The organism is Psychroflexus sp. S27 (assembly GCF_002810405.1).
GTDB classification, from domain to species: domain Bacteria; phylum Bacteroidota; class Bacteroidia; order Flavobacteriales; family Flavobacteriaceae; genus Psychroflexus; species Psychroflexus halocasei_A.
This window is the reverse complement of record NZ_NEXQ01000024.1, coordinates 241,654-265,551: the sequence shown is the minus strand read 5'-3', so window position 1 is coordinate 265,551 and position 23,898 is coordinate 241,654. Positions and strand designations below refer to the sequence as shown.

Annotated in this window: 22 protein-coding genes and 1 tRNA gene; 6 read left to right on the top strand and 17 right to left on the bottom strand. The window is 34.7% G+C overall.

What is annotated here, in order from left to right:
- Positions 1-62 precede the first annotated feature (62 nt).
- Entirely contained in the window at positions 63-1,289 is a 1,227-nt protein-coding gene (gene hflX, locus CAP47_RS09000; protein WP_100776319.1) for a GTPase HflX, read from the top strand.
- On the opposite strand, the gene CAP47_RS08995 is transcribed toward hflX, so the two are convergent.
- The 5 genes from CAP47_RS08995 to CAP47_RS08975 form a co-directional block, all read right to left on the bottom strand.
- Positions 1,290-2,597 carry an HTTM domain-containing protein gene (locus CAP47_RS08995; protein ID WP_100776318.1) on the bottom strand — a complete coding sequence of 436 codons (1,308 nt, stop codon included), beginning with the start codon at positions 2,595-2,597 and terminating at the stop codon, positions 1,290-1,292. It lies immediately after the preceding gene.
- Positions 2,590-3,528, bottom strand: a complete 939-nt coding sequence (locus tag CAP47_RS08990; protein ID WP_100776317.1) for a bifunctional riboflavin kinase/FAD synthetase — start codon at positions 3,526-3,528, stop codon at positions 2,590-2,592. Before CAP47_RS08990 ends, CAP47_RS08995 begins: the two co-directional genes overlap by 8 nt.
- A gap of 1 nt (position 3,529) precedes the next feature.
- Positions 3,530-4,096 (bottom strand): aminoacyl-tRNA hydrolase, encoded by a 567-nt coding sequence (pth, locus tag CAP47_RS08985; protein ID WP_100776316.1) that lies wholly within the window; start codon positions 4,094-4,096, stop codon positions 3,530-3,532.
- An 82-nt stretch (positions 4,097-4,178) separates the two neighbouring features.
- Positions 4,179-4,811, bottom strand: a complete 633-nt coding sequence (locus CAP47_RS08980) for a 50S ribosomal protein L25/general stress protein Ctc (protein ID WP_100776315.1) — start codon at positions 4,809-4,811, stop codon at positions 4,179-4,181.
- A 15-nt stretch (positions 4,812-4,826) separates the two neighbouring features.
- A complete protein-coding gene (locus tag CAP47_RS08975; RefSeq protein WP_100776314.1) occupies positions 4,827-5,774 on the bottom strand; it encodes a ribose-phosphate pyrophosphokinase in 948 nt (315 codons plus the stop codon).
- A 121-nt stretch (positions 5,775-5,895) separates the two neighbouring features.
- Here CAP47_RS08975 and CAP47_RS08970 point away from each other — a divergent pair.
- A tRNA-Leu gene (locus tag CAP47_RS08970) sits at positions 5,896-5,977 on the top strand.
- A 108-nt stretch (positions 5,978-6,085) separates the two neighbouring features.
- On the opposite strand, the gene ccsA is transcribed toward CAP47_RS08970, so the two are convergent.
- The 3 genes from ccsA to nrfH form a co-directional block, all read right to left on the bottom strand.
- Positions 6,086-9,217 carry a cytochrome c biogenesis protein CcsA gene (gene ccsA, locus CAP47_RS08965; RefSeq protein ID WP_100776313.1) on the bottom strand — a complete coding sequence of 1,044 codons (3,132 nt, stop codon included), beginning with the start codon at positions 9,215-9,217 and terminating at the stop codon, positions 6,086-6,088.
- Between the two features lie 108 nt (positions 9,218-9,325).
- Entirely contained in the window at positions 9,326-10,825 is a 1,500-nt protein-coding gene (nrfA, locus tag CAP47_RS08960; RefSeq protein ID WP_100776312.1) for an ammonia-forming cytochrome c nitrite reductase, read from the bottom strand.
- Between the two features lie 75 nt (positions 10,826-10,900).
- Positions 10,901-11,536, bottom strand: coding sequence for a cytochrome c nitrite reductase small subunit (nrfH, locus tag CAP47_RS08955; RefSeq protein WP_100776311.1), 636 nt, complete (start codon positions 11,534-11,536; stop codon positions 10,901-10,903).
- A gap of 237 nt (positions 11,537-11,773) precedes the next feature.
- Here nrfH and CAP47_RS08950 point away from each other — a divergent pair, with 237 nt between their 5' ends.
- From CAP47_RS08950 to CAP47_RS08940, 3 genes are all read left to right on the top strand, one after another.
- Positions 11,774-12,604, top strand: a complete 831-nt coding sequence (locus tag CAP47_RS08950; RefSeq protein ID WP_100776310.1) for a flagellar motor protein MotB — start codon at positions 11,774-11,776, stop codon at positions 12,602-12,604.
- A gap of 146 nt (positions 12,605-12,750) precedes the next feature.
- A complete protein-coding gene (locus CAP47_RS08945; protein WP_100776309.1) occupies positions 12,751-13,740 on the top strand; it encodes an aspartate-semialdehyde dehydrogenase in 990 nt (329 codons plus the stop codon).
- A gap of 98 nt (positions 13,741-13,838) precedes the next feature.
- Entirely contained in the window at positions 13,839-15,980 is a 2,142-nt protein-coding gene (locus CAP47_RS08940; RefSeq protein ID WP_100776308.1) for a prolyl oligopeptidase family serine peptidase, read from the top strand.
- A gap of 84 nt (positions 15,981-16,064) precedes the next feature.
- Here CAP47_RS08940 and aat read toward each other — a convergent pair whose 3' ends face one another.
- The 6 genes from aat to CAP47_RS08910 all read right to left on the bottom strand — a co-directional run bounded on the left by aat (position 16,065) and on the right by CAP47_RS08910 (position 20,324).
- On the bottom strand, positions 16,065-16,706 hold the full coding sequence (gene aat / locus CAP47_RS08935) for a leucyl/phenylalanyl-tRNA--protein transferase (protein ID WP_100776307.1): 642 nt from the start codon (positions 16,704-16,706) through the stop codon (positions 16,065-16,067).
- Positions 16,707-16,773: 67 nt separating this feature from the next.
- A complete protein-coding gene (locus CAP47_RS08930) occupies positions 16,774-17,151 on the bottom strand; it encodes a DUF3127 domain-containing protein (protein ID WP_093238238.1) in 378 nt (125 codons plus the stop codon).
- Positions 17,152-17,160: 9 nt separating this feature from the next.
- Entirely contained in the window at positions 17,161-18,030 is an 870-nt protein-coding gene (locus CAP47_RS08925; protein ID WP_100776543.1) for a flavin reductase family protein, read from the bottom strand.
- A gap of 54 nt (positions 18,031-18,084) precedes the next feature.
- Positions 18,085-18,630, bottom strand: coding sequence for a DUF4136 domain-containing protein (locus CAP47_RS08920; protein ID WP_192869977.1), 546 nt, complete (start codon positions 18,628-18,630; stop codon positions 18,085-18,087).
- A 49-nt stretch (positions 18,631-18,679) separates the two neighbouring features.
- Positions 18,680-19,171, bottom strand: a complete 492-nt coding sequence (purE, locus tag CAP47_RS08915) for a 5-(carboxyamino)imidazole ribonucleotide mutase (protein ID WP_100776305.1) — start codon at positions 19,169-19,171, stop codon at positions 18,680-18,682.
- Positions 19,158-20,324 carry a 5-(carboxyamino)imidazole ribonucleotide synthase gene (locus CAP47_RS08910; protein ID WP_100776304.1) on the bottom strand — a complete coding sequence of 389 codons (1,167 nt, stop codon included), beginning with the start codon at positions 20,322-20,324 and terminating at the stop codon, positions 19,158-19,160. Before CAP47_RS08910 ends, purE begins: the two co-directional genes overlap by 14 nt.
- 95 nt (positions 20,325-20,419) lie before the next feature.
- On the opposite strand from CAP47_RS08910, the gene CAP47_RS08905 reads away from it, so the two are divergent.
- Positions 20,420-21,577: a sensor histidine kinase gene (locus CAP47_RS08905; protein WP_100776303.1), complete on the top strand. Its 1,158-nt coding sequence runs from the start codon at positions 20,420-20,422 to the stop codon at positions 21,575-21,577.
- A 66-nt stretch (positions 21,578-21,643) separates the two neighbouring features.
- Here CAP47_RS08905 and obgE read toward each other — a convergent pair whose 3' ends face one another.
- Genes obgE through hpt form a run of 3 tightly spaced genes read right to left on the bottom strand, consistent with a single transcriptional unit; the run spans position 21,644 to position 23,770 of the window.
- Complete coding sequence (obgE, locus tag CAP47_RS08900) at positions 21,644-22,666, bottom strand: GTPase ObgE (RefSeq protein WP_100776302.1); 1,023 nt, start codon at positions 22,664-22,666, stop codon at positions 21,644-21,646.
- A gap of 4 nt (positions 22,667-22,670) precedes the next feature.
- Positions 22,671-23,243 carry an adenylate kinase gene (locus tag CAP47_RS12580; protein WP_100776301.1) on the bottom strand — a complete coding sequence of 191 codons (573 nt, stop codon included), beginning with the start codon at positions 23,241-23,243 and terminating at the stop codon, positions 22,671-22,673.
- Between the two features lie 2 nt (positions 23,244-23,245).
- Positions 23,246-23,770 (bottom strand): hypoxanthine phosphoribosyltransferase, encoded by a 525-nt coding sequence (gene hpt / locus CAP47_RS12575; RefSeq protein WP_100776300.1) that lies wholly within the window; start codon positions 23,768-23,770, stop codon positions 23,246-23,248.
- Between the last annotated feature and the right edge of the window lie 128 nt (positions 23,771-23,898).

Below are 23,898 nucleotides of genomic sequence, written 5' to 3'. Positions count from 1 at the left end.
AATTTAAGTTTTACACATCTGCTTTTTTCTTAGTATTTTTGTCATCACACACAATTTATTATATGATAGAAAAACAAACCACAAAATACGAATCTGCAGTTTTAATAGGCATCATTAGCCAACATCAGGATGAAGAAAAATCAAAAGAATATTTAGATGAATTAGAATTCTTAACTTACACAGCTGGTGGAAAAGTCAAGAAAAGATTTCAACAAAAACTCGACACACCTAATCCTAAAACCTTTATTGGAACTGGTAAAATAGAAGAAATCCGAGAGTATATTGAGGAGCATGAAATAGGTTCAGCCATTTTTGATGATGAATTGACGCCTGCTCAACAAAAAAATATAGAGAAAATTCTTAAATGTAAAGTCGTTGATCGTACTTATCTCATCCTTGATATTTTTGCGCAACGTGCCAAAACAAGTTACGCTAGAAAACAAGTTGAGCTCGCTCAATACGAGTATTTACTCCCTAGACTTGTTGGTCTTTGGACTCACCTCGAGCGACAACGAGGCGGTATTGGAATGCGTGGCCCTGGTGAAACTGAAATTGAAACCGATAGAAGAATCGTTAGAGATAAAATAAGTTTGCTTAAAAAGAAACTAAAAACGATTGATAAACAAATGTCTGTTCAGCGAGGTAATCGCGGAAGTTTAGTTAGAGTTGCTTTAGTTGGCTACACCAATGTTGGAAAATCAACCTTGATGAATGTGATTAGTAAAAGTGAAGTCTTTGCTGAAAACAAACTTTTTGCAACACTTGACACAACAGTCAGAAAAGTTGTGATCAGGAATCTTCCTTTTTTATTGACAGATACAGTTGGGTTTATCAGAAAACTACCAACACAATTGGTCGAGTCATTTAAATCAACACTTGATGAAGTCAGAGAAGCCGATTTACTTCTACATGTTGTTGACATTTCTCATAAAAACTTTGAAGATCATATTGAATCTGTCAATGAAATCATGAAAGACATCAAAGCACAAGATAAACCTGTCATTATGGTTTTTAATAAAATTGATGCTTATGAACCTGAAGAAATCGAGCAAGATGATTTAGAAACTGAAAAAACTTCAGCTCATTACACACTAGAGGAATGGAAACAAACTTGGATGAATAAAATGGGAGATCGCGTTTTATTTATTTCTGCAACTGAAAAAGAGAACTGGGAAGATTTTAAAAAGAAAGTTTATGAAGCCGTTCGTGAAATACATATCACACGTTTTCCTTACAATGATTTTCTTTATCCTGAATATGACAAATATACTGATGATAAGGAAGATTAATTATTCCTTTAAATAAAGCCAGTCGTTATGCTTGAAGTAATTCCATTTCAGCTGGCTTAATTCCTGGTCAGGATGAACTAAATATCTTGATTTTTGATTATTAACTTTTATGCGAGCATTTGCATAAAACTCAACATCCTGATTTTTATATTCCTTTTTTAAATGTTGAACAAATTGCCAAAAAACATCAGGTTTAGATAGTGATCTCTGTTGCTTTCGTGTCAGGTAATCATTCAAATTAACTTTACGCTTGTAATCAACATTTTTATCTTTTATATAAAACTGAACTGATGAAGTTTTCGACCTTAACATCATCCGCCAACTCATTCTGTGAGCTTCTTCTGTCCATAAAACATCATTTTTAATAAAATGATGACGCAATGGTAAAGCAATTTGGACAATCATCCATATTACAATAAAAGTTTTGATCAATTGATGGCGACTTGCTATGACAATCTCTGAGTTCAGAACCTGAAATTTTTCTTTTTTTCTTAAAAACAACTGCCTTATTTTTTCAGGTGGAAAAAAGAAAACTGAAAATGCTAGTGACATATAAGGAAAGATGCCTATCTGAAAAACGATACTATTAAACAAATGAAAGAAAATGCTAAAAACAAATGCTGCTTTTCTCGTTTTCTTCCATAACAATAAAGGCACGATGAGCAAATCAAAAAATATTCCGAAATAAGCAACCACGATATGTGTCCAGTCCTTCTGAAGTATATCGCCAATAATCCAATAATGACTTCGAGATACCATCAATATTTTAGCAACAGAAGCATCAAGCCAATCTGGATATAATTTTGCGATAGATGCAAAACTATACACGATAAACAATTGTGTTATCACCCAAACATTCACCCAATTTGGCATGGAAATAGATTCTTTGACATAGCCTTTTTTAACATCAAGCGAATGGTAACGATGCGCTGGGAAAAAGCACATCATTAAAGAAATTAAAATTAATAAATAATAATGATTGTTATAAGAAGATTTTTGCATCAAATAAGCAATCGTCCAGAAAACAGTAAATCCAATAATACTAAGTCTATACCGATAACCAACTGCCACCATGATGCCAAAAACACCCATAATGAAAAAGTGGACATACATATAAGGCCCTTGCAAATATTGCAAAAAATCAAAGCCTATAAAATTAAAGGTAAATTCGGGCTCAACTAACACCCGCCTTACCCAGCCTGTCAAGATTGCGCCCCATGATTCTAAAAAAATCAGGACACCAAAAAAAACTCTAAAAACAACCAGAGCAGAATTATCAACTGATTTAAATAGAAATCTATCAAGCATTTTTTAATGCATCTATATAATTTAAAGCTTGCTCTTTGTCTTTATTCATTGCCTCAATTAGTTGATTTGGCCCATCAAATTTCTGTTCATCTCTCAAGCGTTTTAGCAACTGTATAGAGATTTTTTGATTATATAAATCTTTATTTAAATCAAAGAAATAAGTTTCTATACTTTGATTAACTTCATCAAATGTTGGATTTGTCCCAATATTCATCAAGCCAAAATAAAGTTTTTCATCAATTTCTGATTGAACAACATATACACCTTCTCTTGGTATTAATTTGTAATCTTCTTTGATTTTCAAATTCGCCGTAGGATAGCCTAACTCTCTCCCTAAACCTTTGCCTCTTACAATCTCACCTGTTAATTGAAAAGCTTGTGTTAAGTATGAATTTGCCAATTCAATATCACCTTGATTTAAAGCATTCCTGATTTTTGTTGAACTTACTGCGACTTCGTCAATATCCTGTTTAGAAATCTCTTCAACACTAAAGTTATATTTTTTACCAAAGTCTCTTAAATCATCAATATTGGCAGTTCTATTTCTACCAAATCGATGATCATAGCCAATAATGATCTTTTTTGCATTCAGTTGATCAACTAAAATGTCTTTGACGTAATTTTCGGCTCTTAATCGAGAAAACTCAAGCGTAAAAGGTTGTATAATTAAGTTATCTAAACCCGTTTGGGCTAAAATTTTCTCTTTTTCTTCAAGAGTGTTGATCAATTTCAGATCGCTGTTTTGCTGCAAAACCATTCTAGGATGCGGGAAGAAAGTTAATAAGGTTGATTTTGAATTTGTTTGATTAGCTGCATCTATCAATCTTTTGATGATTTTTCTATGTCCGATATGAACACCATCAAATGTGCCAATGGTTACAATCGTCTGTTCACTTGAATCGAATTCTGAAATATGATGAATAACTTTCACTTTATTTTCCGTTATAAGAGTTCATGGTATTTGCTAAGCCAGCTGTTCCAAATGACTTGATTAAATCTTGACATTTTTCAAGGCGTTCTTTTAATTGGTCATCTTCTTCTTGACTCCATTCTCCAAGCACGTAGTTCACTTGATTCCCTTTTGAAAAATCTCCACCAACGCCAAAACGTAAACGCGCATATTTTTGAGTTCCCATTAAATTTTGGATATCCTTTAAACCATTATGCCCGCCATCGCTTCCTTTTCCTTTCAGACGTAAAGTGCCAAAATCTAAATTGATGTCATCTGTTAAAACCAACAAATTTTCAAGAGGAATATTTTCTTCGTTAAGCCAATAACGAACTGCCTTTCCACTTAAATTCATAAAAGTACTTGGCTTCAATAGAATAAATGTTCGGCCTTTAAACCGATATTTAGTGACAGCACCTAATCTTTGGTCTTCAAAAATTAAATCATGATTATCTGCAAAGCTATCTAAAATTTTGAATCCAATATTATGTCTGGTATTCTCATATTTAGGCCCAATGTTACCAAGACCGACAACTAAAAACTTTTTCATAAAATTTGAAAATAATTTATCTGGTAAAAATAAAAAAGCATCCCGAGTAAGGGATGCTTTTCAGAGAATTAAAACTAAATTCTTATTCTTCAGTTTTTTCTTCAGTCGCCGCTTCTGCACCTTCTGCTGCTTCTTCTCCTTCTTCTTCGTCTTCAGCAGTTACTAAATTACGAGAAGTTCTTACTTGACAAATAACTGTGTTATCTGGGTGAAGAATATTAAAGTCATCACTTGCAACACTTGTTACATAAAGTTTTTGACCAATTTTAAGTGGCGTAACATCAGCAACGATATAATCTGGCAAGCTACTTGCAAAACCTCTTACTGTCATACGACGTAAGTTAAACCTCAATACTCCACCGTTTTTAACACCTTTAGGAACTCCTTCTGAATGAACAGGAATTTCCATTGTGATTTCTTGATCATCAGAGAACTGATAGAAATCCATGTGTAAAATTTCGTCTGTTACAGGGTGAAATTGAATATCCTGTAAAACTGCGTTAGCCTTTACTCCGTCATTCATCACTAACTTTACTGTGTGAACGTCAGATGTGTAAATCAAACTTTTAAACGCTGCTGCTGGCGCGTGAAAATGAACCACACTATCTTCCCCTCCGTAAAGTACGCAAGGGACCTCTCCAGCATTACGTAAGGCTTTTGTACTCTTCTTGCCTACGCTTTCTCTTTTAGATCCTTTGATCTCGATTGACTTCATAAATTATATATTAAATTACATTAAAAATTTCGAACTAATTGATTTATTGTTGTGAACAGCCTTCATGACATCTGCAAAAAGATCAGCACAACTAATCACTTTAATCTTATTTGATTCTTGCTTTAAAGGAATACTATCTGTCACAATTAATTCCTCTAATGCTGAATTTTCTATTTTAGCATAAGCATAAGCATCGCCCGATAAGACAGGATGCGTACAAATCGCTCTCACTGACTTTGCTCCTCTTTCTATCATCAAATTGGCCGCATGCGTCAATGTCCCAGCTGTATCAACCATGTCATCAACTAAAATGACGTTTTTTCCTTTCACTTCACCGATCAGCTCCATGTGAGAAATGACATTTGCTTTGGCGCGCTGCTTATAACAAATTACAACATCGCTTTGTAAAAATTTAGAATAAGCATAAGCTCTTTTTGAGCCTCCCATATCTGGTGATGCAATTGTAATATTCTCAAGATTTAAACTTTTTAAATACGGCAAAAATATAGTTGACGCATAGAGGTGATCAACAGGTTTCTCAAAAAAACCTTGAATTTGATCAGCATGTAAATCCATTGTCACAATACGTGTTGCGCCGGCTGTTTCCAGCATTTTTGCAACAAGCTTTGCAGCAATTGGCACACGTGGCTTGTCTTTTCTATCTTGTCTAGCCCATCCAAAATACGGCAATACTGCAGTAATATGTCGAGCTGAAGAACGTTTGGCTGCGTCAAGCATCATCAACATTTCCATCAAGTTATCTGACGAAGGATGTGTTGAGCCGACGATAAAAACGCGAGAGCCTCGCAAAGATTCCTCAAAAGAGGGTTGAAACTCGCCATCATTGAAGTGTGACGTAATCACATTTCCTAATGGAACGCCGTAACTTTTGGCAATTTTCTCTGCTAGAACTTTTGATTGTGAACAGGCAAATATTTGCGCTGGTGTTTTAGAATCAGCCATAATTCATGTTGTGTTTATGGGTTGCAAACTTACACATTTTCTAAAAATTGATTGTGTATTTTTAGAAATTATTTACTACAGATTAAAATAATTATAGTAAATTTGCACCCACAATTGAAAAGCCTTGGTGGCGGAACTGGTAGACGCGTTGGATTCAAAATCCAGTTTCTTCGGAAGTGCGGGTTCAATTCCCGCCCAAGGTACTTTAAAACCCTGTAAATAAAACATTTATAGGGTTTTTTATTTAAATCACAAAAAACCTCAACATTATAAAATCGTGTTGAGGTTTTTTTATTGTGACTATTTCTACCTTAAAATAACAATTTTCTTTCTTCTTTTGATAATCTGTAATACCTGAAAGAGGCTAATACGCTGATCAAAACAAGTAAAGCTACTGTCCAATAAACCCAACCTGGAATTGGCACCGGATCTCCTGAAGCATAAGAATGCAATCCGCTGAGGTAGTAGTTTACGCCGTAAGATGTCATGATAATACTTGCAAATGCCCACAAACTCGCCAAGTTATAAATCAAGGCGTTTTTAAAAGCGGGTATCAACCTTAAATGTATCACGATACTATAAATGATAATTGAAATTAAAGCCCAAGTTTCTTTTGGATCCCAAGCCCAGTAACGTCCCCAACTTTCATTTGCCCAAACACCACCCAGAAATGTTCCTGCAGCAAGTAAAAACAAACCTATGCTAATTGATAATTCGTTTACGATGATGAGTTCTCGTAAACTATCCCACCAACGCGGTAAAGGTTTTGCTGGTTTAAAAAGTAAAAGAAGCAAAGATAATAATGCAATAATCGCTGCTAAAGCCAAAGGCGCATAACTTCCCACAATAACGGCCACGTGAATTTTCAGCCAATATGAATGTAACACTGGCATTAAGTTGGTAATTTCAGGATTCAGCCAATCTAAAAAAGCGACGAAAAGTAAAACACCAGAAAACAGTAAACCTAAGGCCATTGTAAAAGATGACTTCCTGGAAAACAATAAACCTGATAATAAAACACCCCATGAAACAAAAAGTAACATTTCAAAACCATCACTCCATGGCGGATGTTTAGCAATATACCAACGCAAACCTAAGTTAAATGTAAAAACAATTAAACCTATCCAGCCCAAAATAGAGCCGATTTGCCACGAAATATCTAAAGCTTTGTTTTGATAAAAGAGCTTGAAAATTGCCAGTATAAGCATAATGATTCCCAGTAAAATGAAGATACCAAAAAGCATATTTCCTATTTGTGCCTTAGTATAAAAAAGTTCTGCTTCAATTTCGCTTTCGCCAGGATAAACACTTTCTCCAGCTTGACGCTGAAATTGATCAATGTAAGTTAATGCCTCATGCGCTTTGTCGAAATCACCTGTTATGATTCCTTCTTGCAATCTTTGCAAATAAAGTCTTGCAATATTTTCTACAAAAGCGGCATCTTCTTGATCAAAACCTGAATGACTTTCATGGCTTGTGTGCCATCTATCGTTTTCATCATTCTTATTAGGAAATAAGCGTAAAAATTCGCCTGTGGTTATACCGTAAAAAATATTAAAACGTTCATCTGTTTTTAGTATTTCTTTGTCAGCCTCAGCACGTTCAGATGGTTTGAGTCGAGAAACAGATTCAACAAGATCGCTGAGGAGGTAATCTCCATTTTCTGCGATGAAATCTTTAAAACTCAACAAATTTGTTGGTTCTACATCTAATTTTTCAAAAACTTGAGCTGAATGCTTTTCTTCAACTTTAATAAGTGGAATCCTACTGAATTCTTCAGGTGCTAACTGCAATGCTAAAAGAAACTGCTCTGGCGTTAAGCTTATATCTTCTTTATTTTGAGGCACCAAAACTTTAGTGCTTCCTGTCAATTTTCTAATAATTTCATAAGATAAAGTACTCAAAGGCTTCATACGACCGTCAAGGTCTTGCACAATCAACCTTCCATATGCATCAGCCTCAGAAACCGGCGGAACATTTGCTGAAATATCAGGAAAAACTTTCTCTTGATTTTGCTCTTGTGCTTGCACAAAACTTCCACAAAACAACAGTAAGGCAACAACTGAAGTTCTTTGAATTTTGTTGAGTTGACGTTTTAATATTCCAAATCTTGATTTTTTAGTAAAGAAAGTTCCAAACATTCCTAAAATCAATAAAGCATAACCAATGTAGGTTGTAATTGTTCCGGCTCTATCTCGATTGACTTGTAACAAAGTTCCTTTTTCATCAGTATCATAAGATGCTTGGTAAAATCGATAACCTTTATGGTCTAAAACATTATTCATAAATATGCGGTAAGGGTAATTTCCTGATTCTTTATCGACCACTGTCACTCGACTTGCATAGCTCGATGGACTTTCACTACCTGGGTAGCGATCAAGTTCAAACTCATCTAACCTTACCCCGAATGGTAGCGGAATAATATCTGGGCCATAAGTAAAGTGATAGGCTTTATTATTAATTTCAAAATCTATCCATTGCGGTTCACGGGTCGTCATTCTGATAAAATCTGTTTTTAAAAGATCTCCATTTTCATGAAAAACAGACATCTTGATCACAGAGGGGAAATTATCAGCAATTTCTTGATTAGGTTCAGAAACATAAGCTCTTTGGGCATCTTCATGAATACCCTTAATCATCATGGTTCCGCTATCCCATTGATATAAATTTCTTAATTTAACAGGCTGCCACTCATTTTCAATCAAAGCTCCTAAGGCTTGTGTATTCATGTCCATAAGATGCATGGTGACAGGGCTTTTGATATGCCAAATGCTATCAATTTTCTTGATTTGAATAGCTTTTTGATTTTCAGATATAAAACTGACAATTTGCCCAGCAGCTTCAAGTTGTTCGTTTGGTTTTAAAATCACATCCTTTCTGCCATTGCCATCAGCAATTGCTAAATCGAGCAAAGTTTCATTTCCTGGTATAAATGTTTCTCTTGCATTTTCTATAAAATCATCAAATTTGAATTGCAATGTTCCTTCAGTCGTTTCTATATCTTGTGTTTTTGGCTCAAATTCATAAGGGATTAATCCTATTTCTTTTTTAGCAGAATAATTATCTGGTCCTAAAACTTGAAGAGATTTAGCTGAAGTGAAGTAGTGTGTTGCTGTTTCACCTTCTCTGATAGGTACAATTCCTTCATCACTGATGTAACGTGTGATACCAGCACCGATAATAATGATAATGAATGCAACATGGAATAAACCAATCGGCCATCTTTTAGGTCCAAAAGATTTATATTCTTTAATGTGAAATAAGAAATTGACGGCTAACCAAACTAAAATAACTTCAAACCACCAAGCCTCGTAAACAACTTGCCTTGCAACTGCAGTTCCGTGATCATTCTCCATAAAAGTTGCAACTGCCATTGCCACTGAAAAAGCGAGAAGTAACACGAGAGATATTTTTGTAGAAACTAAAAACTTTAAAACTTTCATTTATGATATTTAAATATGTATAAAAAGAGGCTTACCAAAAATGTATATCTATAAAATACGTTTTCAATAAGCCTTTCAATGAGTCACTGTGTGAAATGGCTTTACACCTTAATTAGTCACGAGATCTTTATTTTTAATCTTCTTTTCGCGCTCCATTCCTTTTTCCAGCCATTGAGGAACAACTTGTTCTATAAATTCCTTTTTCTCTTTTTTAAGTTGAGGAATATCTAAACCAATATAAGCTTGAATTTCTTTTTTACTGTTGAAATTTGGCATTTCAACAGGTTCTGTATGCCCTAAACTGTTGAGTAAACGTGTTAATTCAATACGTGCTTCTTGTATTTTCCCAATCCCAGAACTAATAATTCTTGAAACTTCAAGCGGGCTATGGAATGATGCACCATGAGAAGCAACTGAAAAATCCCAACGCCATTGCGCCTGACGGATACCTTTCTGAATCACATCCATTTGCTCCTGAACTGCACCTAAATCCCAAGCTTTTTTAGCTTCAATATGCGCTTTAGCGATTTCCATTTGCAAATATTTTGAACCTTCTTTTACTTTAGCTTGACGCTCGTAAACATCTGAAATGAGTTGATCAACATTCTCACGGTGACAAACAAAGCAAGAGTTTTCAACATTAGTTAATGGTGAACCGATGTGGTGATCGGTAAATTTCTGTCCGCCTTCAGATTTATATGGCATGTGACAATCAGCACATGAAACACCTCTTTTTGCGTGTACACTCGTTTTATATAACTCGTAATCTGGGTGTTGAGCTTTCAGCATTTTTGTTTTACTCAATGGGTTAATCCAGTCGTAAAAACCTTCTTGATCATAATAAGCTTCCATATCTTCCATCGTCATACCATCTTTCCATGGAAATGTTAAATAATTAGAGCCTTTTTTATCTCCAGGATTATCTTTTTTAAAGTAATACTCAACGTGACATTGTGCACAAACTAAAGAACGCATTTCTTGGTGAGATGCTTTTGTAATGTCTTTCCCCATAGCATCATAAGCTTCTATTAAAGCTGGACGCGTAATAGAAAGATTCATTGTTTTTGAATCATGACAGTCGGCACAACCAATTGGGTTGATAATTTCATCACCAATATCTGAAAATTTTTGATCGTAAAATTCTGTCACACCAATCTCATTCATCAGTCTTGGCACATCAGGACTTTTACATGTCCAACATGTACTTGGCATTGGCCCTTCGCCTTCTTCCATTGGTGCACCAGTTCGCAATGATTGATTAATATCATCAATTGCATAATAGTGACCTCGTGGTTGGTTGTAATCTTTACTAAAACCATAACCAGCCCAAAGGATAGCCATCTCAGGGCTTTCTCCCAATGCATCTCTACGTCCGCTAGATAAATAAGGACTGTTATAAGTTGTATCAGCAGTTTTCATGTAAGATTGGTATTGACGTGGGTAATTTAAACCCCACACGGAGTCTCTCGGCTCAATACCTTCTCCAATTTCAACTTTAGGTTGGTAGGCAAATTTGGCTTCTGCTTGTCGGTCTGTAATGTTGGATATTAGCAATCCAACAAAAAAGACTGCAATAATTGTGACGATAAAAAAGATCCAGTTTCTCATTTTCTAATTGTATTTAAGGGTTTCTCCCAGTATTGATGGTGTCATTTTATAATGTAATCTATTTGTATTAATTTTTTAATCTTCTTCTTTTTCAATCGAATCATTTTCGCTCAAGCTTTTCTTCAGCCACTCAGGAATAATTGTTTCTTCAGTATCTTTATAAAACTCTAAAGGTTCAATTTGATGCCCGACAGAACTCAAACTTTTCACTTTCCCGTGAGGAACTTCATTGTGGCACTCCCAACAATTTCTGCTCGTTCTATTTTCTTTATGATTTTTCACAAAAGCACTTAAACGCGGATGTGTGACTTGGTCAATGTGACATCTGATGCAATTATCTTGAATCACTTCTATAGATGCAGGCTGCGCTTGAATCACTTCAGGCTCAGCACGCATTGTGAATATTGATGCGTGATACAAACCATCTTTAGCCTTAAAATAATATTGGTTAAAAACATTGTCGTGTGGCACATGACAATCATTACAACTGGCAACTTCTCTATGCGAACTTTTGTTCCAAGTGATGTATTGCGGCGTCATCACATGGCAGTTCACACAGGCTTGAGGATCATCACTTAAATATGAAACTGCATTACTCAGTTTCAGAGTATATATCCCAAGACCTATGAGTGCTCCAAAAACAATAATAGCTGGAATCTGCCATTTCTTAGATGGCAATATGTTAAAGCGTCCACGTTTTTTCTCTGTCATGGCTTGTGAAATTTAGAGAATAAAAATAATCTAAATCACAGCTTGAAAGTATGATATATGTCAGCTTTCAAATAAAATTCAATAAAAAAACACGAGCTTTAATTATACATAATAATGTCAAAAGAATAAAAAAATTTTAAGATTTAATAAATTCATTTAACAAAAGTATAGCAACTTCAATGTACTAATAATCAGACATGAATGTTAATATTGAACAACCAAAAAATTTAACCTAACATGAAAAAAGTAATTTTATTAACCGCATTAAGTATGACAGTTTTAGCAAGCTCTTGTGTTTCTAAAAAGAAATACACCGCCTTAGAATCAGAGCTAGACAACACTAAATCTGAACTCATGAAAACTAGAGTTGAAAAAGATGAGTATGAAGCTAAATACGAAAAAGTCCAAAAACGTGTCTCTAATTATTATGCAAAAATCAACTCTTTACAAAAAGAAAACAATCGCAAGCTTGAAATGGCAGGTGATTTAGCGCCTGTTTCTAACGATTCAAAAGAAGCGATGAGAAGAACATTGAAAAATGTTGATCCAGAAAAACTAGCAGGAGCAAAAACTTTAAGTGACTCATTAAACTTGGCTGTTTCTCACAATTTAAAAGAATCTTTATCTGATGGTAATGATGAAGATATCGACATAGATGTTGACCAAACTGTTGTTCAAATTACAATATCTGATAAGCTTTTATTTAAAAGTGGTAGCTATTGGGTAAACTCAAAAGCAAACAAGCTTTTAGGAAGAATTGCTGAAGTTGTCAAATCAGAGCCAGCGATGGAAGTTTTAGTTGAAGGTCACACAGATGCGCAAACTTTAAAGAAAGAATCTTACATCCAAGATAACTGGGACTTGAGTGTGCGTCGTGCAACATCGATTGTTCGTTTAATGCAAGACAAATATGGCGTTGACGGAGGTCAATTAATTGCTGCAGGAAGGAGTAGTTTTAAACCTGTTGCAGATAATGAATCTGCTGATGGACGTGCAAAAAACAGAAGAACAAGAATTATCATTTTACCTAATTTGGATAAATTCCTAGCAATGCTAGAATCAAAATAAATTAGTGTTTTGTAGTTCTCTTATAAAGAGAAGCTAATTTAAAAGCCATTTCAAAATCATTTTTGAAATGGCTTTTTTGATTTTGATGAATTCATAAATAAGATTCTGTTCAAAGATTTATCTTTATTTTTGAGAAAAACTAAGAAATGAAAATAGCTGTTGTTGGCGCTACAGGACTTGTAGGTCAGAAAATACTTCAAGTATTAGCCGAACAAAATATAGAAATAGACCAACTCATCCCTGTTGCTTCTGAAAAGTCTGTTGGGAAGGAAATAAAATTCAAAAATGAAGCCTACAAAATTGTCAATCTTCAGACGGCTTTAGATCAAAAACCAAATATTGCTCTTTTTTCAGCAGGTGGAAAAATTGCTTTAGAATGGTCACAAAAGTTTGCTGCAAACGGCGCAAAAGTGATCGACAACTCATCTGCTTGGCGAATGCACGCTAATTATAAATTGATTGTTCCTGAAATCAACGCCGATCAACTCACAAAAAGTGATAACATTATTGCGAACCCAAATTGCTCAACCTCGCAATTGGTGATGGCGCTTTACCCGCTTCATCAGAAGTTTAAAATTAAGCGAGTGATTGTTTCAACTTACCAATCTGTGACTGGCACTGGCGTTCAAGCTGTACAGCAACTGGAAAATGAGATGAATAGTCAAAAAGGAAAAATGGTTTACCCTTACCCTATTCATCAAAACGCTATTCCACATTGTGATGTTTTCACAGATAATGACTACACCAAAGAGGAGATGAAACTCACAAACGAAACTAAAAAAATATTGAGTGATGACAGCATTCAAGTCGTAGCCACAGCCGTTCGTATTCCAGTGATGGGCGGTCACTCGGAATCTGTTAACATTGAATTTGAAAATGAATTTGACTTAAAGGAAATCAGATCAGCTTTAAATAATTTTGAAGGCATTAAAATTCTTGACAACACAAATGTGAACACCTACCCGATGCCAATTTATGCTGAAGGAAAAGATGATGTTTTTGTCGGACGAATTCGAAGAGATTTCAGTATCAAAAATGGTTTAAACCTATGGATTGTTGCTGATAACCTAAGAAAAGGTGCCGCAACTAATGCCGTACAAATTGCGAAATATCTCATTGAAAATCAACTTGTTTAGAATAATTCATCATTGAAGGTTTTAAGTTTTTATCATCAATAAGAGCGTAAAACCTATGTCATAAATATCCTTTATATTTACAAAAAATAATTTTTAGCATGAAAAAAATCTTAATTGTCAGCTTAGTTGCAGGCCTTACTGCTTGCCAAAATGAGGCTGATAGCGACAAAAACAAAATGGCAAAATTAGAGTATCCCGACACCAAAAAAGTTGAGCAAACTGACACTTACTTTAGTGAAGAGGTTAAAGATCCTTACAGATGGTTGGAAGATGACCGCAGTGAAGAAACTGGGGAGTGGGTGAAAGCTCAAAACAAAGTCACTAACGCGTATCTTGATCAAATCCCTTACAGAGATAGCCTAGAAAAGCAACTCTCTGATATTTGGAACTATGAGAAAATTGGCGCACCTTTTAAAAGAGGAGATTATACTTATTTCTACAAAAATGATGGTTTACAAAACCAATCTGTCATATATAGGTATAGTAATGAAGAATCACCCGAAGAAGCTGAAGTTTTCTTAAACCCAAACAATTTCAGCGAAAAAGGAACGACTTCTTTAGGAACTGTCAGCTTTTCTGAAAATGGAGAAACTTTAGCTTACTCAATTTCTGAAGGCGGAAGTGACTGGAGAAAAATAATTTTGATCAATGCTGAAGACAAAACACAAATTGAAGACACTTTAGTCGATGTGAAATTTAGCGGTATTTCTTGGAAAGGAAACGAAGGTTTTTTCTACTCTAGCTACGATAAGCCAGAAGGAAGTGAACTTTCAGCAAAAACTGATCAACACAAACTATACTATCATAAACTCAAAACTGATCAGAAAAACGATGAGTTAATTTATGGTGATACTGATGAGCAAAAGCACAGATATGTTTCTGGTTACGTTACTGAAGACAATAAATATTTATTGGTTTCTGCGGCAAAGTCAACTTCTGGAAACAGACTTTATATCAAAGATTTATCAAAAGAAAATTCTAAGTTAGTTGATGTTGTGACAGGTTATGATAATGATGCCAGTGTTATCGAAAATGTTGACGATAAGCTTTATATCGTGACTAATTTAGACGCGCCAAATCAGCGTGTGGTTACTGTTAATGCTCAAAACCCAACACCTGAAAAATGGGAAGATTTCATCCCGGAAACAGAAAATGTTCTTTCAGTTTCAACTGGTGGAGAAAACTTTTTCGCATCTTATATTGTTGATGCTGTTTCAAAAGTTAAGCAATATGATTATGAAGGAAATTTAATTCGTGATATCAAATTACCAGGTATCGGAAGCGCTAAAGGTTTCGGAACCAAAAAAGAAGAAACAGAGTTATATTATTCTTTCACAAACTATACAACACCAAGTAGTATCTATAAATTTAATATCGCAGAAGGAACCTCTGAACTTTACCAAAAACCAGATATTAAATTTGACCCAGAGCAATTTGAAAGTGAGCAAGTTTTTTACGAATCAAAAGATGGAACAAAAGTTCCGATGATTATCACTTACAAAAAAGGCTTAGAGTTAGATGGAAGTAACCCGACAATTCTTTACGGATACGGTGGCTTCAATATTTCATTGACACCTTCTTTCAGTACTGCAAATGCAGTTTGGTTAAATAACGGTGGCGTTTACGCTGTTGCAAACTTAAGAGGTGGCGGTGAATATGGAAAAAAATGGCATAAAGCAGGAACTAAATTGCAAAAGCAAAATGTTTTTGATGACTTTATCGCTGCAGGTGAATATTTAATTAATAGTAAGTATACGTCTTCTAAAAAATTAGCGATTAAAGGTGGCTCAAACGGTGGTTTATTAGTTGGTGCAACAATGACACAGCGCCCAGATTTAGTGCAAGTTGCATTGCCAGCTGTTGGCGTTTTAGATATGTTACGTTACCATACATTTACTTCTGGCGCTGGCTGGGCTTATGATTACGGAACTTCTGAAGATGATAAAGAAATGTTCAATTATCTTAAAGGCTATTCGCCAGTTCACAATGTCAAAAAAGATGTTGAATATCCTGCAACAATGGTGACAACTGGTGATCATGATGACCGTGTTGTTCCTGCGCATAGTTTTAAATTTGCTGCTGAATTGCAGGACAAACAAGACCCTAGTGCTAACCCAGTTTTAATCAGAATTGAAACTGATGCTGGCCACGGTGCTGGTAAACCTACTTCTAAAGTGATTGCTGAATACGCAGATGTTTTCGCTTTTACACTTTATAATATGGGTGTTGAAAAGTTATAGTTGAAACATTTATATAATATAAAAAAGGCGATTTCATTGATTTGAAATCGCTTTTTTTAATTGATAGTTTATTAAAATCAAATATTATAAACCTAAATAAGATAAGAATGCTTCTCTTGAAATTTCTTTAGCGCCCAATGAAGCTAGATGCGCTGTGTAAATCTGACAATCTACCAATTGAACTCCTTCTTCCTGAAGTTTCCTAACTAAGCTAATAAAGCCATATTTTGAGGCATTACTGACTTTAGTAAACATGCTTTCTCCACAAAAAACGGCTTTTTCTTTAAGATAGATACCATATAGACCGCCAACAAGCTTTTCATTTTCATAAACTTCAACTGATTGTGCATAACCGAGTTGATGAAGTTTGAGATAAGATTCTATCATCTCTTCAGTAATCCAAGTACCATCTTGACCTTGGCGAGGTATTTCAGCACAAGCACGAATCACACTTTCAAAATCTTGATTAAAAGTCACTTTAAATTTCTGATCACGAAATAACTTTCGCATCGATTTAGAAACTTTTAATTCATCATGAAATAAAACCATTCGCGGGTCTGGACTCCACCACAACAATGGTTCATCATCAGAATACCAAGGAAAAATTCCATTTTGATAAGCGAGAATCAAACGTTCTGGAGACAAATCGCCACCAAGAGCTAAGATCCCTGTTTCATGTGTTTGTTCAGGGTGAGGAAAAGAAAGCGTATTGTCGAGTAAATGCATATTTTCAAAAATAAAAAAAGCCTCAATAATGAGACTTTTTTTTAGGTTATTTTAAATGCTTTTCATTTTAGAAAGGCAGATCATCATCCTCATCATTATTCAAATCACTGACTGGCTCAAATTGATCATCAGATGAGACTGGTGGTGTTTGAGGTGAATTCTGAGATTGATCTAAACTCTCGATTCTCCATCCTTGTATAGAATTGAAATACTTCGTTTCGCCTTGCGGGCTTACCCATTCGCGACCACGAAGGTTGATACCAATTTTGACATTCTGCCCAACCTGATATTTATCTAAAATTTCTGTTTTATCCTGAACAAACTCAACCATTAAATGTTGTGGATATTGTTCTTCAGTAGTAATGACAACTTCCCTTTTACGAAAACCGTTGTTCCCAAACTCTTTAGTCTCTCCTTTCACTTTAATCTTTCCTTGTACCTCCATAACTTTTTTTTATTTTGCTAATAATATTTTCCATGCGTCTAAAACGCGATTTTCATTTAAGTATTCTTGTGCAACTAAATGCACTTTGTGATCTGTAGATTCGTCTAAAAAAACCTTTAAATCTTTTTCTTCTATAAATTTCTTGATTTCTTCATGAGAAGGCAACTTTTCAACATTACCCAATTTTCCAAAATCATTACCTGTTAATATTTTGCTTTCTTTGATGTAATTCGGAATTTCATCAACGCCTATTCCTAGTTTTTTCACTGGCTTTTCAACTTCAAAAAGTCCTTCTTTTGCGCGTGAATACCAATTGCCTCCCATTCGTGAGACTAAATCAATTTTTGATTGATCAATTTTTAAATCTGCATTTAACAAGTCTTCTTGAACATGAAGTTTCACAACTTCACAAATAATAAGGTTTCCTGATCCACCTTCTTTTCCAAGTTCAATAATTTCATTGACTTTGCACTCATATTGCACAGGTGACTCAGCAACTCTAAAAGGTTTTATTAAATCAGACTTTACAGCAGTTAAACCACTTTTCTCAAACTCATTAACACCTTCAGCATATTCTGTACTTGACAAAGACATTTGCTGAACTATGGCGTAATTGACAATGTTAATGACAACTTCTTTTGTGGTTTTGCAATTTTCCAATGTGTGTTTAGTTGTGTTGTTTCGAACACGTCTCGCTGGAGAAAAAACCATGATTGGTGGGTTAGCTCCAAATACATTAAAAAAACTAAAGGGTGATAAATTAGGTTGTCCGTTTTCATCAACGGTACTTGCAAATGCAATAGGTCTGGGTCCTATTGAACCCAACATAATACCATGCAATTCAGGTGTTGATAAATCACTCGGAGAAAAGCTTTTCATTTTTGTCATTTTGACAAATTTAATCAAAGTCTAATGAAGTCTAAAACTTATTTATTATTCTTCAAGTAAAGCTGGATAAAACCCTGGATATTTCTTAAGTGCGTCACTAATCATTTGTGCATAAACTATAGGGTTTTCCTTACGATCACTCAGTAATTTAGAAGTTGGAACCTCTACAACAGCTTGCCAAAAAAGTGATTTCGTTAAAGCATCAACAAACTCAATTGTCAATGAAAACTTGTCTTTAGTTTGGCCACTTATCGGAACGCTTGCGCCATAACCAAAGTTACCTGAAGCACCTCCGAAACCGACATTTACACTTGGTGAGTTTTTTAAAACTTGGTAAAATTCTGGGATCACGATAATTTCAAATTTAGGGATTAACTTTTCTTTTAAACCATAAGATTGAAGCGTATCATTTAATTGTGAAATGATGATTTCTTTATCTTGATTAGATAAAACAGGCTCATCAATATCAAACAAATGATAGGTGTTATATTTTTCGAAATTGACTGTTTTATCATAATCGTGCATCACGTTAGTTGTCGAACAACTTTGCAAAGCAAAAGCAAAAATGAGAAAAGCAAAAAAGGTTTTCATAAATGTCATATTAGAAGATTACTTAAATAACTACAAAAATTGATCCAAATTAGCTTTTTAAATCTTTAGACATTCGGTTGACCTTTTCTTTCATTTCCTCTTTATAGGCAAGCATTTTCTGAGCTATTTCTGAATCGGTTGCACCAAGAATCTGAACAGCTAATAAACCTGCATTTTTTGCAGCATTAAGTGCAACTGTTGCAACTGGAACGCCATTTGGCATTTGTAAAATCGATAAAACAGAATCCCAACCATCAATCGAGTTACTCGATTTTACTGGAACACCAATCACAGGAAGCGGCGTTAAAGAAGCTAACATTCCTGGTAAATGCGCTGCGCCACCTGCGCCAGCAATAATCACATTAAATCCATTTTGATGTGCTGATTGCCCAAACCCTAACATTTTTTCTGGTGTGCGATGTGCTGAAACAACATCAACATCAACCTCAACATCAAACTCTTTTAGAATATCTATCGCATCTTGCATCACGGGTAAATCGCTCGTGCTGCCCATAACAACGGCTATTTTATAATTTTTCATCAGAGATAACTTTAATTTGTTTTTTTACTTTTTCAGCCATTGTTCTGGCTTCTTCTATCGATTCATTAATAATCGTGACATGACCCATTTTACGAAAAGGACGTGTTTCTTTTTTACCATAAATATGTGGCGTCACACCTTTTAATGCAAAAATTTGATCTATATTTTCATAAAGAACCTGGCCTTGGTGATTTTCATCACCAACCAAATTGACCATGACAGCTGGTTTTTTAGTTGAAGAATCACCTAAAGGTAAATCCAAAATAGAACGCAAATGCTGTTCAAATTGATTAGTATAATTTCCTTCGATGGTTAAATGGCCGCTATTATGAGGACGAGGCGCAACTTCGTTAACCAAAATATCGCCATCTTTAGTAAGGAAAAATTCAATGGCTAATAAACCAACATGTTCAAACTTTTGTGAAACTCTTTCTGCTAAATCTCTGGCTTTCTGAGCAATTTCATCTGTAATTCTGGCTGGTGATAAAACGTATTCAACTTGATTAGCTTCTGGATGAAACTCCATTTCAACAACTGGATAAGATTTTTTTTCACCCGAAGGATTCCTGGCAACAATCACAGCCAACTCCATTTCAAAATCTATCATCTCTTCAATAAGACAAGGCGCATCTACTAATTTATCAAAATCTGATTCTGTTTTTAAAACCTGAACACCCTTCCCATCATAACCACCAGTTGCTGCTTTCCAGACTTGTGGTAATTTAAATTCATTATTTTGATATGCTGATTTTAATTCTGACAATGATTCAAAATTGGTGAAAGGAGAAGTAGGAATATTATTTTCTCTGTAAAATTTTTTTTGTTTTTGTTTGCTTTGTATCAACTCTAAAGTTGCAGAGGAAGGATAAACTGTTTTGCCAAGTTCTTCTAATTTTTGAAGCGCTTGAAGGTTAACAGCCTCAATTTCAAAAGTGATTAAATCAACTTCTTTACCAAAATTGACAACAGTCTCGTAATCTTGAATATCGCCATAAACAAATTTATTGCACGCAATTGCCGAAGGCGCTTCAGTGTTTGACTCTAAAACATGTGTAACGATATCAAATTTTCGAGCATCGTAAAGCATCATTTTACCAAGTTGACCGCCACCTAAAATTCCTATTTTATAATCAGAAGAGAAGTAATTTTGCATAACACAGAAATATATTTTTAGCGTTTAAGCGCTTTGATTGAGCAAATATAACTAACTTTTCACCGTTCTATTTTCGTAAAATTGAAAAAAATAAAATGAATTTATTCGGCAATAAAGATTTAGCACGACTCTTTATCATTTTCTCGTCCTTAACCATTGTTATTCTTGTCTCATGGAATGTTTTTCTTTTTTTTGACAGGATCAAAAAAGATGAGCGTCAGAAAATGAAAGTTTGGGCGGAAGCTCAAAAATCACTGAATACAGCTAATGATAATCAAGATCTTGATCTTGAACTTTTTGTGATGAGTCATGACATCAACATCCCGATGATCAATACAGATGCAGACGGAAATATCTTGAGACATCATAATATTAAAAAATTTATATCTGAAGATTCTATTGAATTATATAACGAACTCAATACATTAAAAAACACCAACAAGCCTATTGAGGTTAACATGGGTGAAGGCAATAAGCAGTTTATTTATTATGGCAACTCTGATATTCTTGAAAAAATAAAATATTATCCTGCGATACTTCTTCTTATTTTTTTCCTCTTTTTGAGTTTGATTTATGTGTTTTTTAAAACTTCAAAAACCAGTGAAAAAAACAAACTTTGGGCAGGCATGGCTAAAGAAACAGCACATCAAATTGGCACACCACTTTCTTCATTAGTCGGTTGGATGGAAATTCTGAAATCTGACCCAAATGTTCAAGATTCTTATGTAGTAGAAATGGAAAAAGACGTTAATCGACTGCACAAAATCACAGATCGTTTTTCCAAAATTGGTTCGGAAGTTGAATACGAAAACCTTGATATCATCAAAGAAACACAACTCACAGTTGATTACATCATGAAGCGACATAGCAAGCTCATTACATTTGATGTAAATCTTGACCAAAGTGAAGAAGCTATTGTCAGCTTGAATGATGTTTTGTATAGTTGGACACTTGAAAACCTCATTAAAAATGCTGTTGATGCTATGCGCGGAAAAGGTAAAATTACAATTGAATCTAAAGTGACACAACAGTGGGTTTCGATATATATTTCTGATGAAGGTAAAGGCATTGAAAGCAACAAATTCAAACAAGTTTTTGAAGCTGGATATACCTCAAAAAAACGTGGCTGGGGTTTAGGTTTGTCTTTAGCTAAAAGAATTATCGAGGATTACCATCACGGAAAAATACGTGTGAAACACAGTGAAATCAATAAAGGATCTTGTTTTGAGATTCGCTTAAAGCGCGTTTCCTAAAAACAAAAAACTCTTATTCTGAGATTCAAAATAAGAGTTTTTTGTTTTATATAAGATGTTCAATAATTAATTTTCTGCTTTTGTTTTATCAAGACTAACAGACTCCCACAATTTATCTTTTAATTCTTGTAAACCAGTTTGAGCAACTGAAGAAATATAGAGATAAGGTGTTTCATTAAAAGCTGTTTTCAACTCTTCGTCAAGTTCAGCTTTAAGCTCTTCGTCGAGCATATCAGATTTTGATATCGCAATCAATCGAGATTTATCCAGTAATTCAGGATTGTAACGTCTGAGCTCATCAACTAATATTTCATAAGCTTCTTTAATATCATCAGCATCTGCTGGCACCAAGAAAAGCAATGTCGAGTTACGCTCAATATGTCGTAAAAAACGATAACCTAAACCTTTACCTTCGGCAGCGCCTTCAATAATACCTGGGATATCTGCAACAACAAAAGATTTAAAATCTCTATACTTAACAATCCCTAAATTAGGTTTAAGAGTTGTAAACTCGTAATCAGCAATTTTTGGCTTTGCTGCTGTAATCACAGAAAGCAATGTCGATTTACCAGCATTTGGAAAGCCAACCAAACCAACATCAGCTAAAACTTTAAGCTCAAGCGTAATTGATTTTTCTTGACCATCAATACCTGGCTGTGAGTAACGCGGTGTCTGATTTGTTGAAGTCTTGAAGTGTGCGTTTCCTTTTCCACCCATTCCACCTTCAGCAACGATAAATTCTTCACCATTTTCTGTAATTTCTTTAAGAATTTCATTGGTTTCGCTATCACGAACGACGGTTCCTAAGGGAACTTCAATAATTGCATCTTCACCATCATGACCAGTACTGGTTTGTTTACCACCATCACCGCCATGTGTTGCTCTAACGTGTTGCTTAAATTTAAGATGAAAAAGCGTCCAGTAATTTTTGTCACCACGGATGATGACGTGTCCTCCACGACCACCATCACCGCCATCTGGGCCACCTTTAGCAACAGCTTTTTCACGCCTTAAATGCGTTGAACCCTTTCCGCCCTTACCTGAGTTGACATGGATTTTAATATAATCTACAAAATTACCTTCAGTCATTGATTTATAATTTTTCTACAATTTCTGCTAAACGATTGGCGATTTCATCAATACTGCCTACGCCATCTACACTGTAATATTTATTTTTTTCTTGGTAGTAATCTTTTAAAATCGAAGTTTCTTTATAGTAAACAGAAACACGATTTCTGATAATTTCTTCATTGGCATCATCTGCTCTTCCTGAAGTTTTACCGCGTTCTAATAATCGCTGAACAAGCACTTCATCATTCACATCAAGCGCAATCATGCCGTGAACTTCAGTTTTTAAAGTTAATAAAAACTCATCTAAAGCTTTAGCTTGTGCGACTGTTCTTGGGAAGCCATCAAAAATAAATCCGTTACCGTGTTGATTTTCTTTTACAGCTTCTTTGAGCATACCAATTGTCACTTCATCAGGAACTAATTCGCCTTTATCAATGTATGCTTTGGCTTTGTTTCCGAGTTCAGTTTGGTTTTTGATATTGCTTCTAAACAAATCACCTGTTGAAATATGGTTGAGTTTAAAATTTGTTTTTAAACGTTCTGCCTGTGTTCCTTTCCCAGCACCTGGAGGGCCAAAAAGTACGATATTAGTCATCTTTAAGATTTTAGTTGATATATTTCAGGTAAGTTACGCCCCAAATCGTCATAATCAAGTCCGTAACCTACAATAAATTTATTCGGGATTTCTAAGCCAATATAATCAATAGGTATGTTATATTGATAAGCTTCTGGTTTGTAAAACAAGCTCATTATTTTATAAGATTTTACTTTTGCATTGTCAAGAGCTTCGATAATTTTAGCCAAAGTATGGCCTGTATCAATAATGTCTTCAACAATAACAACATCTTTACCTTCAAGATTTTGCATCCCGATTAAAGTTTGCACCTCGCCAGTTGAACTCGTGCCTTGATAGGAAGCTAATTTTGTAAAACTCACTTCACAATCTTGCTTGTAGTTTTTCATAAAGTCAGCTAAAAACATAAAAGCACCGTTTAAAACGCCAACAAAAACGGGAGTTTTGTCGGTGTAATCTTTTTCAACTTTTCTAGCCAAAGTTTCAACAGCAGTCGCTAGTTCTTTTTCTGATAAATACGGCTTAAATTCTAAATCGTGAAGTTTCATAAATTCCTATAAAAGTGCAAAGATAGACTTTGTATAAGAATTATATAATTGGTTTTAAATGATTTTTGAAAATTTAGAGTTGATTTCTCTTAAAAACACAAAGCGAACTTCTCGTAAAGCTATTTACT